Genomic DNA, 14,155 nt, shown 5'->3' on the forward strand with positions numbered 1-14,155 from the left:
GCTGCCTCCTCTACGCAAAACCGTAGGGGGCGTCGATGACCGGGGTGGGGGAACGGTGCTATCGGCGGCTATGCGCCGGTTGACTCGTTCCGACCGGTGAGCGCCCTGCGGTACAGGAAGAAGACCCGCTCGATCCGGGCCCCGGCACTGCGCGAGTAGAAGGGCACCGGCCCGACCCAGCCGATCTGGGCGAACTCGACACCGGCCGCCCGCTGGTCCCGTAGGCAGCGGCGGAGCAGGACACCGCCGATGCCCGACCCCTCGGCGGCGGGCGCGGTGCCCATCGGCCCGAACCAACTCGGCCGGGACGACCCGTACGCGGCGAAGCCGAGCAGTGCACCGTCGCGCTCGGCCAGGTGGCAGCCGGCGTCGGGGCGGCCCACCGAACCGGCCAGTTCGGCGTCCCACGCCCCGCCGAAGGTCGTCTGCGCGAACGCGGCGAGCGTCGGCAGGTCGGCCGGCTCGGCCCGGCGTACCGTCACGCCCTGCCCGGCCAACCGGGCCTCGGCCGCTTCGGTGGAGCGCAGCGCCGGTGACGAGTCGGACGACAGGTCGGCGGTCATGTTCCAGGCGGTACGGTCCTGGCGGTAGCCGAGCGCGAGGGCGAGACAGATCGCCGGGGTGTAGCGGACGTCGACGCCGGGCCAGCCGTAGTGGGGCGGGTTCCCGGCGAGCACCATCTCGGCCGCGCCCGCCTCGGCCAGCACCCGCTCGGCGTGCCCGAGCAGGGCCCGGGCCACGCCCTGACGACGGACCTCGGGGTCCACCGCCAGCAGGTCCACGTGCCCGGCCTCGCCGGAGAGCGAGCCGATCAGGACCCCGACCAGGTCTTCACCCCGGTACGCGCCGAACACCCGCACCGGCCGGTCGGCGGCGGCCCGGTGCCAGAGCGTCGCCACGAGCGGCTCCGCCTCGGCCGCGTCCTCCGGCAGGTCGAGCGCCCGGCGGCAGACCTCCACCACCTCGGCGGCCCGCTCGACGCTCAACTCGGCGATGGTGGTCCCGTCCATGGCTGCCGACCCTAGATCACATCCGGTCCGGTGTCAGACCCGATCGGACGTCAGCCCCGGGCGGCCTCGACGGCGGCGTACGCGTCGACCAGCCCGGCGCCGGCCACGTTCGCCGTACCGCCGCAGGTGCCGGTGCCGCTCGGGACGTCGATCGGGGTGGCCGTCTCGCGCAGGATGCGTCGGGTTCGGTCCAGGTCGCCGACGAGGTCCGGGTTGGCCGACCACATCAACGCCACCACGCCGGCCACCTGCGGGGTCGCCATCGACGTGCCGGCGAGCGCGGCGTAGCCACCTCCGGGCATCGCGGAGAGGATGTCCTCGCCCGGCGCCACCAGGTCCGGTTTGTGCACTCCCGACGGGGTGGGTCCCCGGGACGAGAAGTCGGTGACGCGTCGCCGCTCGTCCACCGCGCCGACCGTCAGCACGTCCGGGTAGGGGGCCGGCGGGTCCTGGATGGATCGACAGAACGGGCCGGTGTTGCCGGCGGCGGCCACCACGAGGATCCCGGCGGCCTCCAGGGCGTCGACGGCCGGCAGCAGTGTCCGGGGGGCGCAACCCTCGATCGACGGGCAGCCCCACGAGTTGGTCAGGATCTCCGGTGCCCGGGCCGGGCGTCCCTGCGCGAACGGGTCGCCGCCCGGCGGGAAGGGCGCCAGCATGAACTGGAGACAGTCCAGGTACGCGGCGGGGTTGCCCAGGTTGCGGTCGAGGTTGACGCAGCCCACCCACTGCGCTCCCGGTGCCACGCCGATGCCGTCCCGCCCGACGGCGCTGCCCGCCGTGTGGGTGCCGTGCCCGCTGCGGTCGGTCGGCGTACGGGTGTCGTTCCACGGGTCGAACCACGAGTCGTCGCCGCCCCGGAAGCCCGGGGTCAGCGCCGGGTGCCCGGCGTCCACCCCGGAGTCCGAACTGCCCACGGTCACCCCGGCACCGGTCACCCCCAGCTCGGACCAGACCCGGTCCGCGCCGATCATGGTGATGTTCCAGGGCGGCCCGGTCGGCGCGGGGGCGTCGCCGCGCGTCGTACCGTCCGGCACCGGCAGTGGGCGCAGCCGCTGGCTGACCAGGACCCTCGCCACTTCGGGCCGGGTGGACAGCCAGGCCCGCGTCACCGGCCCGCCGTCCACCTCGATCGCGTTGACCAGGTAGTAGGCGGTGTGGTCGAGCCGCAGTCGGCGCAGGTCGCGGCGCAGGTCGGCCTGGGTCCGCTCGGCGGTGTCGACCAGCCGACGGTAGACCTCCTCGGCGCGGGCGTCCCGGCCCGCCCGGCCCGTCCCGGCCGGCAGGCCGGTCAGGTCGGCCTGCTCCCGCAGCACCACGAACAACCGTTCGCCGTGCAGCCCGGGCTGGCCGGCGACGACACCTCCGACGCCGACCGTCAGCAGCATCACCACGGCGGTCGCCCAGGCCGTGGCCCGACGTGGCGGGCGCGCCGAGGGCCGGGCCAGCGTCAGCGCGTACGCGGTCGACAGCAGCAGCGCGATCAGGAGCCCGGCACCCGTGGTGACGGCCACCCAGAACGGGATGTCCCGGCTGCCCGACAGGAGCAGGGTGACCTCCTCCGGGTCGGTGAAGGCCAGCGGACCGAACACACCCAGCCCGACCAGCGTCGCGGTGGGGAGGCGACCGCGTCCCGGGTCGGTACGCCGGGCCAGGGCCCGCAGCGCGGCCAGCGCGAAGCCGGCCGGTGGCAGGGTCAGCAGCAGCGGCAACTGGGCGCCCGACTGGCCGGTACCGGCACCGACCAGCAGCAGCACCACACCGGCGACGAGACCGCCGAGCAGCACCAGCCGGGCCGGTCGGGGTGGCTCGCCGACCTCGTGGTGGCCCCAGAAACGGGCGTCCAGCAACTCACCGGCCAGCACTCCCACGGCGGCGGCGGCCAGCCCGGCCAGCAGCGTCTCCAGCAGCCCGCCGAGCGCCCCGAACCGGACCCAGGGCATCAGCAGGACCAGCCCGCCCGCGATGCCGAGCAGGGTCACCACGGTCGGCCGGGGAGCCGGTGGGGCGGCCCGGTCGGGCTCGGGGCGGGCGGGGTGGGGAGCGGGGGCCAGGCGGGGGGAGAGCCGGTGCGCGAGCAGCGCCAGCAGCGCGGCGGTCACGGCCAGTGCGGCGAGGTACGCCTCGTGGTGCACCGGCGGGATCGTCCGCAGCAGCCCGAGTACGACCATCGCGAGCGTCCCGGCCAGCCAGGCACGGCCGGCGGCCCGGATCGCGGCCGAGCGGGGGACCAGGGCCAGCGGCAGCGTGGCGGCACCGACGAGGAGCACGGTGAACAGACCGGCCAGAGGCCAGAGCGGCACGAACCGGTCCAGCCCGCTGAGCAGCAGCACCTGGTCGACCAACCAGCCACCGGCCTGTGTCAGCAGGGTGATGGTGACCGTGGCGCCGCCGACCAGCACCGCCGCGACAACGGCCCAGGGACTGCCGGCGTCACCGGACGTCAAGTGATCGTCACGCATCCGCACACCCTACGGTCCGGGCTCCACCGGCCGTCCCCGACGGCCGTCGTATGCCACCAGGTGATCGCTGCGGCTACCGTGGACGGGTGCGCGATCCCCACGTCTTGCGATCCGTTGCCGGCCAGCTCTCGCCCGCCCGCCGGGCCGACGACCTGCGTCGGCTGCGTGCCGAGCGCTTCGACGTACTCGTCATCGGCGGTGGTGTGACCGGAGCCGGCGCGGCCGTCGACGCGGCCTCCCGGGGGCTGAAGGTGGCCCTGGTCGAGGCCCGCGACTTCGCGGCCGGTACGTCCAGCCGATCCAGCAAGCTGATCCACGGCGGCCTGCGCTACCTGGAGCAGTTGGAGTTCAACCTGGTGCACGAGGCGCTCACCGAGCGGGGCCTGCTGGCCACCCGGTTGGCGCCACACCTGGTGCGTCCGGTGCCGTTCCTGGTGCCGCTCCCCGCCGGGCAGGGCGTACGCGACCTGCCGGCCCGGGTGCTGCGCCGGGCGTACTACGGCGCCGGGGTGGCCGCGTACGACGCCTTCGCGGGTCTCTTCGGCGGTGGCCGGGGCATGCCGCTGCACCGGCACCTCAGCCGCGAGGGTGCCCGCCGGGTCTTCCCGAGCCTGCGCAACGAGGGGCTGGCCGGCGCGATCCGCTACTACGACGGCCAGGTGGACGACGCCCGGCTGGTGGTGACGCTGGCCCGGACCGCGGCGAGCCTGGGCGCGACGGTGGTGAGCAGCACCCGGGCGGTCGGGCTGATCCGGCAGGCCCGGGAGGTGACCGGGGTACGGGTCCGCGACCTGGAGGCGCCCGCCGGTTCCCCGGAGGCCGAGTTCGAGGTACGCGCCCGGACCGTGATCGCCGCCACCGGCGTGTGGACCGACGACATGTCGCGGATGCTCGACGACGTCGGGTTGCGGCGCGGCATCCGGGTCCGGGCGTCCAAGGGGGTGCACCTGGTGGTGCCCCGCTCGGCGATCACCGGCGAGACCGGGCTGATCCTGCGTACCGCCCGCAGTGTGCTGTTCGTGATCCCCTGGGGTGGGCACTGGATCATCGGCACCACGGACACCGACTGGCGACTGGACCGGTCGCATCCGGCGGCCTCCGCCAGCGACATCGACTACCTGTTGCAGCAGGTGAACACCGTGCTGGACCGGCCGCTCACCACCGCCGACATCGAGGGCGTGTACGCCGGGCTGCGCCCGTTGCTGGCCGGCGAGGCGGACTCCACCTCGAAGCTGTCCCGGGAGCACGCCGTCATCGAGCCGATGCTCGGGTTGTTGCTGGTGGCCGGCGGCAAGTACACGACGTACCGGGTGATGGCCTCGGACGTGGTCGACCGGGCCGCGCACCGGCTCGGGGCGCAACGTCCCTCGCGCACCGCCGACCTGCCGTTGCTCGGGGCGGACGGGTACGCGTCGATGTGGCGGGACCGGGCCGATCTGGCCCGTCGGCACGGGGTGCCGGTCGGGGTGGTCGAGCACCTGCTGGAGCGCTACGGCAGCCTCACCCTGGACCTGCTCGCCCTGATCGACGCCGACCCGTTGCAGGCGTCGCCGCTGGCCGGTGCGCCGGAGTACCTCGCGGCCGAGGTGACCTACGCGGCCCGTGCCGAGGGCGCGCTGCACCTGGAGGACGTGCTCACCCGGCGTACCCGGATCTCCTTCGAGACCACGCACCGGGGGCTGGACTCGGCCGAGCACGCGGCCGAGCTGATGGGCGCGGTGCTGGGCTGGGACGCGGCCCGGCGCGAGCGCGAGGTGACGCACTACCGGGCGCGGGTGGAGGCGGAGCGGCAGTCTCAGTTGATGCCGGACGACGCGACGGCGGACGCCGCCCGGCTGGGTGCGCCGGACGTGCGCGGCTATCCGGCGGACCGTGGCGCGGACGACGGTGCGGCGGGGCTGCCACGCTGACCAGGTCCATTCTGGATATCGCTGTCGATGGATGTCCGTCCGGACGCTTCCGTGTCCTACCTACGGTAGGGTAGGTTCCGCGCGTGATAGCGCAACCCTGGTCACGGCTGGTGTCCCTGCCCGTCACGGCCCTGGTGGTGGTCGCCCTCAGCGGATGCGCCTCGTTCGGCCAGCGCGCCGCACCGGAGACGTCGGCGAGCGGGCCGGCCGCCGACCAGCCCGGTGCCGGTGGCGCCGCGACCAGCGGCCAGGGGCGGGTCAGCCTGTTGCAGAACCTCGGCAGCGACGGGCCGCTGCGCACCCTGAACGTGACCCCCGACGGCCGGTGGGAGTGCATCGACTGTGCCGGCGACGGCGTCACCTCCACCGGCACGCTCAGCGAGGAACACCGCCAACGGTTGCAGCAGTTGCTCGCCGACCCGAGGCTGGCGAAGGAGACCGACGAGGCCCGGGGCTACCGGGTCACCTGCGTCGGCGCGTTGACCTCCAGCCTGCTCACCTCGGCCGGTCTGATCACCTCGCAGGACTGCCCCGGCGAGGAACGGCCCGAGGTGGCCGAGGAGATCCTGCTGCTGCTCACCCAGAACACCCCGGCCGAGATGGTCGGCTGAGGCCGCCCGTCAGAAGCACCTCGCCCGGGCGGCGCAGTCCGGACGGCCCGGATCAGAGCACCTTGCCGGGGTTGAGCAGCCCGGACGGGTCGAGGGCGTGCTTGATCGCCTGATGCACCCGGACGCCCACCGGCCCGATCTCGCGGGCCAGCCACTCCCGCTTGAGCAGCCCGACGCCGTGCTCGCCGGTGCAGGTGCCACCGAGCGCCAGGCCGAGCCGCATGATCTCGTCGAAGGCCCGGCGGCCCCGCTCCAGACTGGCCGGATCGGCCCGGTCGACCACGATGTTCGGGTGCATGTTGCCGTCACCGGCGTGACCGACCACACCGATCGGCACCTCGCACTCGACGGCGATCCGGGCGACCCCGTCGAGCAGCGCGGCCAGCGCCGCCCGGGGCACCGCCACGTCGTCGATGACCAGGCCGCCGTTGCCGCCCGGGTACGTGTCCGTCGCGTACTTCTCCATCGCCGGGTGGGCCAGGCGTCGGGCCTGGAGCAGAGCGGCGGCCTCCACCGCGTCGGTGGCCGCGTACACCTCGGCGGCACCGGCGGCCGTGCAGACGGCGGCCAGTTCGGCCAGGTCCTCGGCGGCCCGGGGACCGGTGTCGGCGGCGGCCAGCAGCAGCGCCTCGGCGTCGGTGCGCAGCCCCATCGGCCGGTACGCCTCGATCGCCACCAGGTGCGTGCGGTCGAGCAGTTCGAGCAGGCTGGGGGAGAGCCCACGAGCGGCGATCCGGGCCACCGCGTCACCGGCCTCGGCGGTGGAGCCGAAGACCGCCACCAGCGTCAACGACTCCGCCGGGGCGGGCCGCAGCGCCACGGTCACCTCGGTGATCACCCCCAGGGTGCCCTCGGAGCCGACGAAGAGCCGGGTGAGGTCGTACCCGGCCACCCCCTTGGCGGTACGCCGACCGGTGCGCAGCACCTCGCCGGAGGCGAGCACCACCTCCATGCCGAGCACGTACTCGGTGGTGACGCCGTACTTGACGCAGCACATCCCGCCCGCGTTGGTGGCGACGTTGCCGCCGATGGTGGAGGACTCCCAGGAGCCCGGGTCCGGTGGATACCACAGGCCCTGCTCGGCCACGGCGGCGCTGAGTGCCGCGTTGACCACGCCGGGCTGGACCACGGCGATCCGGCTCACCGGGTCGATCTCCAGGATCGCGTCCATCGCCACGGTGCTCAGCACCACCGCGCCCGCGACGGCGTTCGCCGCACCCGCCAGGCCGGTCCGCGCGCCCTGCGGCACCACCGGTACGCCGTGCCGCCCGGCCGCCCGCACCACGGCGGCCACCTCCTCGGTGCTGCGCGGCCGGACGACCGCCAGCGGGGTGCCGGACGCGCACAGGTCGGCCTCGTCCCGCTCGTGCCCGCGCAGCAGGTCCGGGTCGGTGAGGACCGCGTCCGGGCCGAGCGCGGCGCGGAGGTCGTCGAGGAGGCTGGCCATGGGCCGAGGCTACGACCGGCCGATGGTGATCATCAACCTCGGGTCGTCGCCGGGTACCGTGGCTGCCGTGATCTACCTGGACCGGCCGGCCTGGCCGGCACGGGGTCGACTCTGGTCCCACCTGATCAGTGACGTCTCCGTCGCCGAACTGCACGCCTTCGCCGAGGCGCTCGGCGCTCCCCGGCGCGGCTTCGACCGGGACCACTACGACATCCCGGCGGAACGTTTCGCGATGGCGGTCTGGCTCGGCGCGCAGGTGGTGCCGAGTCGCGAGATCGTCCGGCTCCTGCGGGCCACCGGCCTACGTCGCCCCAAACACCTCGCCGCCCGCGCCCCGGCCGGTGAGGGCGGCCAGCTCGCGGGTCAGGTTGGCCCGCGCCCGCGCCTGTCCGGCGTCGGCCAGCGGGGCTAGCCGGAACAGCGCGGGCAGGGCGAGCAGCCCGGAGAGCACCCGGGCCCGACCGACCCGGTAGTCCGGCTCCGGCACGTGGGCGTACTCCCGGCGGATCGCCGCCGCGTACCTGTCGTACTCCGGCTCGGGCGCGGCCAGCACCGCCAGGTCGGCGTCGCAGAGCAGCCCGCCGTCGCGGTCCGCCGGGTCCACCGCGTGCCCGGCGGTGAGCAGGACCAACCGGCCGACCTCGGCCACCTCGGCGGCGGGCAGTCCGGCCCGGGTGAGCAGGGACTCGGCGAGCGCGGCGCTGTCGCGTTCGTTGCGGTCGCCGGGTGCCCGGGGGTCGTACACCGCGTCGTGGCACCAGGCGGCGAGCCGGACCAGGTCGGGCCGGGACGCGGCCGGTGCGTACCGGTCGACGAGGTCGAGCACGGCGGTCAGGTGGTCGACCGTGTGGTAGTGACGGTGCGGCTCCCGCCAGCGGGTGAGCAGCTCGGCCCCGGCGTCGTCCACCGCCGCCGACCGGGTCGCGCCCGCCGAGCGGGCGGCGGCCCGCCACCGTTGCGTCAGCCCCGTCACCCGGACGAGTCTGCACCACCGGGGGGTTTCTCGGGTCACGGCGGGTCCGTCACCCGTTGGGTGGGCGCACCCGCCCGGCGAGGATTGTCCCTTCGTGCCGTGGGTAGTCGCGGCCATGGCGGTGGCCCGGGACCGACGATTCACCCTGCTGCGCGACAACCGCATGCGCGAGGGCCTGTCGGACGTGGACACCCAGCGGATCTCGGAGACGGTCGCGCAACTGCACCACCGGGGCAAGGCCACCCTCAAGGACCGCCTGCACCGGGTACGGATGTCGCTCGCCCTGGCCCTCCAGGCGGGTCTCGCGGCCGGGCTGGCCTGGGTGGCCGCGCACGAACTGCTGGGCAACCCGCAGCCGGTCTTCGCACCGATCTCGGCGGTCGGCACCCTCGCCGTCTCGGTGGGCCAACGGTTCCGTCGCACCGCCGAACTGATCATCGGCGTGGGAGTCGGGGTTTTCGTCGGTGACCTGCTGGTCTATTTCCTGGGCACCGGTCCGTGGCAGCTCGCGCTGATCGTCACCTCGGCGATCCTGCTCACCATCTTCGCCGGTGGCAGCGTCGCGATCGTCATCCAGGCGGCGGCCACCGCGGTGCTGATCGCGACGCTCAGTCCCTCGGTCGAGGACCTGGAGATCCCCCGGTTCATCGACGCGCTCGTCGGCGGCAGCATCGCGTTGCTGGTCACCGCGGTCCTGCTGCCACTCAACCCGCTGCGGGTGCTCAACCGGGCCGCCCGCCCGGCCCTGGACCTGCTCGCCGAGCAACTCGACAACGCCGCCCACGGCCTGCGCGACCGGAACCGCGACCGGATCCAGGAGGCGCTGGACCGGCTGCGGGACAACAAGGAGGAGCTGACCGCGCTCTCCGAGGCGATCGAGGGCGCCAAGGAGACCGCCCTGCTTTCTCCGGCGCGCTGGCACCGGCGCAGCGAACTGACCCACTACGCGGAGGCGGCCGAGCCGATCGACCGGGCGATGCGTAACAGCGGCACGCTGATCCGGCGGGCCGTCACCCTGGTCGAGGACGACGAACCGGTCCCCGGGCCGATGCCGGACGCGGTCGCGCACCTCGCCGAGTCGGTCCGCCTGCTCAAGAAGGAGTTCGCCCAGGGCGAGGAGCCCGAGCAGGCCCGGGAGCGGTCGCTGCGCGCGGTGAGCGAGGCCGGTCGGGCGTACGCCGAGGGGGTCGGGTTCTCCGGCAGCGTGGTGGTCGCCCAGGTGCGCACCACCGCCAGCGACCTCATGGTGGCCTCGGGGATCAGTCAGGAGGAGGCGAACCGGCTGGTCCGGCAGTCCTTCGGTGAGCTGGACCGACCCGGTGCGCCGGCCGGTCCGGAACCGGCCGCCAAGGCACCCACCGCGCCCCCGGTCGGCTGAGTCGCGGGCGTGGTGCCGATGCGTCGGGCCGGGTGGGCTCGGCATGACTACGCTGACCGCATGGCCGACACCCCGTCCGGCGGATACCTCCCGCCGTCGCCTCCCGTGCCCGGCGCACCACCCGGTGGCCCCGGCACGCCCGGCATGCCACGTCGCCGGTTCGGCTGGCGGCGGGCACTGGTACTGGCCGGGGTGATCCTGCTGATCGCCGTCGGCGCGATCTTCATCATCTTCAGCATCGGTGCCAGCATCGGTACGGAGGCGTTGCTGGTCGGCACCGCCGCCGCGATCCTCCCGGTGCCGGTGCTGGTGGCCTGTTTCCTCTGGCTCGACCGGTACGAACCCGAGCCGCTGAAGTATCTGATCTTCTGCTTCGCCTGGGGCGCCTTTGTCTCCACCTCGATCTCGCTGCTGGTCAACGAGACGGCCGCCAACTGGTTCGACGACCAGGGACTGCCCGCCGGCCTGACCGCGGTGCTGGTCGCGCCGTTCATCGAGGAACTGACCAAGACCCTCGGCCCGATCCTGCTGCTGATCTTCCGGCGGCGCGAGTGGTCGGGCATCACCGACGGACTGGTCTACTGCGGACTCTCCGCGATCGGCTTCGCGATGGTGGAGAACATCCTCTACCTCGGTGGCCTCGGCTACGCCTCGGGCGTCGAGCAGTACGGCCCGGCGACCGGTGCGCAGCAGGTCATCGCCATCTTCATCGGCCGGATCCTGCTGTTCGGCTTCGCCCACCCGCTGTTCACCTCGCTGGCCGGTATCGGACTCGGTATCGCCGCCCGGTCGGCGGACCGGCGGGTGCGTTTCTTCGCCCCGGTCGCCGGTTTGCTGCTGGCGATGATGCTGCACGGCGCGTGGAACCTGCTGCCGACGCTGGCCGAGGCCACCGGCGAGGTGCTGATCTCGGTGGTCGGCATCGTCGGGGTGATGGTGCCGATCTTCTTCGGCATGGTCGGCTTCGCGGTCTGGCTGCGGGCCTGGGAGGGCCGGCTCACCGAGCGGGTGCTGCCCGACTACGTCCGCGCCGGGTGGCTGACCCCGCCGGAGGTGGCGGCGCTGAGCAGTCTCGGGCGGCGGCACGCGGCCCGGGTGTGGGCACAGCGGGTGGGTGGCGAGGCCGGGCTGCGGGCGATGCGCGGCTACCAGTTCGCGGCCACCCGGCTGGCGTTGCTGCGCGACGGCGCGACGCGGGGCCTGGACCGTCGGCCCGCCGACCGGGAACGGACGGCACGGGAGGAACGGGAGCTGTTGGACTCGATCAGCCTGTACCGGTCGTACTTCGTGGGCCGGGACCCGCAGACCCCGGTGGGCGTCTGGGACGGACAGCGGTATCTTCTGCGCTTCCCGGACGGCTCGCAGCGGGCGGTCGAGGCACCGGAGGAGCCGGTGGTGCCGATCCCGGTGGTGCTCGCGCCCCCGCAGCCCCCGCCGCCACCGGTCCACCACGGCGGCTACGGCCCGTACGGCTGGCACGGGCAGCACCCGCCCGCGCACTGGCCGCCGGGCCACCGCTGAGCGGGCGGGTGCCCGTTCAGGCCATCAGGCTGGTCAGGAAGTCCCCGAGCCCCTGCGCCATCATCATCAGGGCCGCCCCGATCGACCGGAACATCTGGGCGGCGCCCTCCGGTCGGAAGGCCATGAAGTAGATCAGGAACGCGAGGCTGCCCCAGGCCAGCACCTTCTTCACGAGAACCGGCATCGTCCCTCCCCAGGGCCGGTGGTGCGGCTGGCTTCCCGCCGGGGAGCGTGGCAAACGACGCGGACGGTGTCAGGCCCGGTGAACCGGTGCCGCCGGGGTCACAGGTAGAGCCCGGTGGCGTTCTCCTCGACCCGCTCGGCGGCCACCGCGTGCACGTCACGCTCGCGCAGCAGCACATAGCCGCGCCCGTGCAGTTCGACCTCCGAGCGGTCGTCCGGGTCGAATAGCACCCGGTCGCCGGAGACGATCGAGCGTACGTTCGGCCCGACTCCCACGGCCGTGGCCCAGGCCAGGCGCTTGCCCACGGCGGCGGTGGCGGGGATGACGATGCCGGCGGTGGAACGGCGCTCGCCCTCGCTGCCCTCCACCCGGACCAGCACGCGGTCGTGCAGCAGCCGGATGGGCAGGCCGGAGTCGAGATTCGGGTCGGCTGTCACGCCGCAGACGCTACCGTGTCGCCTCCGGCGCACCGGTCGGTGGTCACCCGGGTTGGGCAGCCGTCCGCGGGGGCAATGTGTGGCGGAAGTTTGCCCTACCGTGGAGCGGTCGGACGTATCCTGTCCGCCGCTGGCGCCCATGCGCGGGCCGAGAATCTGCCTGGAGGTGCCCCGTGAGCCGGTTCGAGCGGATCCGCAGCCGCGTGCGGCGCGCGTACGAGTCGGGTCGGGATTCCGTGCGGGCGGCCCGCAACCGGCCGCCGGACGTGCCGGAGCCGGCCGTCACGGCCTCGCCGTCGCGACCGGGTCCGGCGGCGTCACCGGCCACCACCGTGGTCGACGAGGAGTCCCCGGAGTCCGGGCACGTCTCCACCTCCAGTCGCGACGACGCGGACGTGCCGCACGCGTTACGCATCGCCGCCGGGTGGTCGTGGCGGCTGATCGTGGTCGGCGTCGTGTTCTGGGCGCTGATGAAGGTCGTCAGCACGATCAGCATCGTGATCATTCCGCTCGCCGTGGCCCTGCTGCTGTCGGCGTTGCTGGCCCCCGCCGTCGGGTGGCTGCTGCGGGCCCGGTTCCCGAGGTCGCTGGCGACGGCGGTGGTGCTGGTCGCCGGTCTGGCCGCGGTGATCGGCACGCTGACACTGGTGGTCAACGAGTTCATCAAGGGTGTGCCGGAGCTGGCCGCGAAGTCGACCCAGGGTCTGCAACAGATCCAGGACTGGCTCAAGACCGGGCCGCTGCACCTGTCCGACAACGACCTCGACCGGTACATCGAGGAGCTCCAGCAGTTCGTCAACAACAACACCGAGCGGTTCACCAGCGGCGCGCTCTCCACCGCCGCGACCCTGGCCGAGGTGCTGACCGGTACGGTCCTGGTGCTCTTCGCGGCGTTCTTCTTCCTCCGTGACGGCACCATCATCTGGCGGTTCCTGGTCCGGTTGCTGCCGGTGGCGGCCCGCTGGAAGGTCGACGACGCCGGTCGGGCCTCCTGGGCGACGCTGGGCGCCTACGTGCGGGCCACGGTGCTGGTCGCCTTCATCGACGCGGTCGGCATCGGGATCTTCCTCGTCATCTTCGACATCCCGTTCGCGTTCCCGCTGGCCGCGCTGGTCTTCCTCGGTGCGTTCATCCCGATCGTCGGTGCCACCCTCTCCGGTGGCGTGGCGGTGCTGGTCGCACTTGTCGACAGCGGTCCGGTGACCGCGTTGATCATCCTCGGCGTGGTGATCGGCGTGCAGCAGGTGGAGGGCCACATCCTCCAGCCGCTGATCATGGGTCGGGCGGTGGCCATCCACCCGCTCGCGGTGATCATCGGTCTGGCCGCCGGTGTGGTGCTCGCCGGGATCACCGGCGCGCTGGTCGCCGTGCCGCTGATCGCGGTGCTCAACACGGCGGTGCGTCGGCTCGCCGCGCGCAGCGTGCCGGACACCCCGCCGGATGCGGTGGTCGTCGCCTCCCGCGCGCCCTGACCCATGGTGGTCCGGCGCGGCCCGGTCGGCGTCAGTCGGCGGCGAGCCGGGTCAGCGCGCCCTGGACCACCTCACGACGGGTCGTGTACCAGAACGGCGGCAGCGAACGACGCAGGAACGGGCCGTACCCACGGGCGGTCTCCAGCCGGGAGTCCAGCACCGCCACCACGCCCCGGTCACCGGTGGCCCGGATCAGTCGCCCGACCCCCTGCGCCAGGCGGACCGCCGCGATCGGCACGCTGACGGCGGCGAAGCCGGAGCCGCCCTGGGCGTCCACCGCCGCCGCCCGCGCGGCGGCCAGCGGCTCGTCCGGCCGGGGGAAGGGCAGTCGGTCGATCACCACCAACTGGCACGAGTCACCGGGCACGTCCACCCCCTGCCACAGCGACATCACCCCGAACAGGCAGCTCGACCGCTCCTCCCGGAACCTGCGCACCAGCAGTGGCAGCGCCTCCTCGCCCTGTAGCAGCACCGGCAGGTCGGTGCGCGCACGCAGCAGCTCCGCCGCCTGCTGCGCGGCCCGCCGCGAGGAGAACAGCCCGAGCGTACGGCCGCCGAGCGCGGTGACCAGGGAGAGCAGTTCCTCGCCGGCGGCGTCCGGTAGCCCGGAGACACCCGGTCGGGGCAGGTGCGAGGCCACGTAGAGGATGCCCTGGCGCGGGTAGTCGAAGGGGGAGCCGACGTCCAGCGACCGCCAGCCCGCGCCGGAGTCGGTCGCCGCCTCGGCCGTGGACCCGGTGGGATCGCCGC

Annotated in this window: 12 protein-coding genes and 1 pseudogene; 6 read left to right on the forward strand and 7 right to left on the reverse strand. The window is 73.9% G+C overall.

All coding sequences use genetic code 11. The features are described 5' to 3' along the window. Positions 1-68: 68 nt before the first annotated feature. A complete protein-coding gene (locus ACIBMZ_RS01180; protein WP_396689941.1) occupies positions 69-1,010 on the reverse strand; it encodes a GNAT family N-acetyltransferase in 942 nt (313 codons plus the stop codon). 50 nt (positions 1,011-1,060) lie between these two features. Further along, positions 1,061-3,472, reverse strand: coding sequence for a S8 family serine peptidase (locus tag ACIBMZ_RS01185; protein ID WP_396689943.1), 2,412 nt, complete (start codon positions 3,470-3,472; stop codon positions 1,061-1,063). Positions 3,473-3,522: 50 nt separating this feature from the next. Here ACIBMZ_RS01185 and ACIBMZ_RS01190 point away from each other — a divergent pair, with 50 nt between their 5' ends. Beyond that, positions 3,523-5,382 (forward strand): glycerol-3-phosphate dehydrogenase/oxidase, encoded by a 1,860-nt coding sequence (locus ACIBMZ_RS01190; RefSeq protein ID WP_396689945.1) that lies wholly within the window; start codon positions 3,523-3,525, stop codon positions 5,380-5,382. Between the two features lie 83 nt (positions 5,383-5,465). Continuing rightward, complete coding sequence (locus ACIBMZ_RS01195; RefSeq protein ID WP_396689947.1) at positions 5,466-5,993, forward strand: hypothetical protein; 528 nt, start codon at positions 5,466-5,468, stop codon at positions 5,991-5,993. A gap of 52 nt (positions 5,994-6,045) precedes the next feature. Here ACIBMZ_RS01195 and ACIBMZ_RS01200 read toward each other — a convergent pair whose 3' ends face one another. Beyond that, a complete protein-coding gene (locus ACIBMZ_RS01200) occupies positions 6,046-7,440 on the reverse strand; it encodes an FAD-binding oxidoreductase (RefSeq protein WP_396689948.1) in 1,395 nt (464 codons plus the stop codon). On the opposite strand from ACIBMZ_RS01200, the gene ACIBMZ_RS01205 reads away from it, so the two are divergent. After that, on the forward strand, positions 7,439-7,852 hold the full coding sequence (locus ACIBMZ_RS01205) for a DUF4031 domain-containing protein (RefSeq protein WP_396689950.1): 414 nt from the start codon (positions 7,439-7,441) through the stop codon (positions 7,850-7,852). The genes ACIBMZ_RS01200 and ACIBMZ_RS01205 overlap by 2 nt on opposite strands. Here the strand turns inward: ACIBMZ_RS01205 and ACIBMZ_RS01210 are convergent. Continuing rightward, complete coding sequence (locus ACIBMZ_RS01210; RefSeq protein ID WP_396689952.1) at positions 7,742-8,413, reverse strand: metal-dependent phosphohydrolase; 672 nt, start codon at positions 8,411-8,413, stop codon at positions 7,742-7,744. The two genes, ACIBMZ_RS01205 and ACIBMZ_RS01210, sit on opposite strands and share 111 nt — an antisense overlap. A gap of 163 nt (positions 8,414-8,576) precedes the next feature. Between ACIBMZ_RS01210 and ACIBMZ_RS01215 the strand changes: the two genes are divergently transcribed. Both ACIBMZ_RS01215 and ACIBMZ_RS01220 read left to right on the forward strand, forming a co-directional pair. Then, positions 8,577-9,791 (forward strand): aromatic acid exporter family protein, encoded by a 1,215-nt coding sequence (locus ACIBMZ_RS01215; RefSeq protein WP_396690951.1) that lies wholly within the window; start codon positions 8,577-8,579, stop codon positions 9,789-9,791. Positions 9,792-9,809: 18 nt separating this feature from the next. Beyond that, the gene (locus ACIBMZ_RS01220) at positions 9,810-11,312 is read left to right on the forward strand and encodes a PrsW family intramembrane metalloprotease (protein WP_396689954.1); all 1,503 of its coding nucleotides are present in this window, start codon (positions 9,810-9,812) and stop codon (positions 11,310-11,312) included. A gap of 16 nt (positions 11,313-11,328) precedes the next feature. On the opposite strand, the gene ACIBMZ_RS01225 is transcribed toward ACIBMZ_RS01220, so the two are convergent. Further along, positions 11,329-11,496 carry a hypothetical protein gene (locus ACIBMZ_RS01225; protein ID WP_396689955.1) on the reverse strand — a complete coding sequence of 56 codons (168 nt, stop codon included), beginning with the start codon at positions 11,494-11,496 and terminating at the stop codon, positions 11,329-11,331. Between the two features lie 98 nt (positions 11,497-11,594). Further along, positions 11,595-11,933, reverse strand: coding sequence for a co-chaperone GroES (locus ACIBMZ_RS01230; RefSeq protein WP_117229104.1), 339 nt, complete (start codon positions 11,931-11,933; stop codon positions 11,595-11,597). Between the two features lie 173 nt (positions 11,934-12,106). Here ACIBMZ_RS01230 and ACIBMZ_RS01235 point away from each other — a divergent pair, with 173 nt between their 5' ends. After that, a complete protein-coding gene (locus ACIBMZ_RS01235; protein ID WP_396689957.1) occupies positions 12,107-13,405 on the forward strand; it encodes an AI-2E family transporter in 1,299 nt (432 codons plus the stop codon). A gap of 31 nt (positions 13,406-13,436) precedes the next feature. Here ACIBMZ_RS01235 and ACIBMZ_RS01240 read toward each other — a convergent pair. Then, a pseudogene (locus tag ACIBMZ_RS01240) lies at positions 13,437-14,114 on the reverse strand (ATP-dependent DNA helicase); the annotation flags it as partial. Positions 14,115-14,155 lie beyond the last annotated feature (41 nt).

The organism is Micromonospora sp. NPDC049900, assembly GCF_044461025.1.
Lineage (GTDB): Bacteria > Actinomycetota > Actinomycetes > Mycobacteriales > Micromonosporaceae > Micromonospora.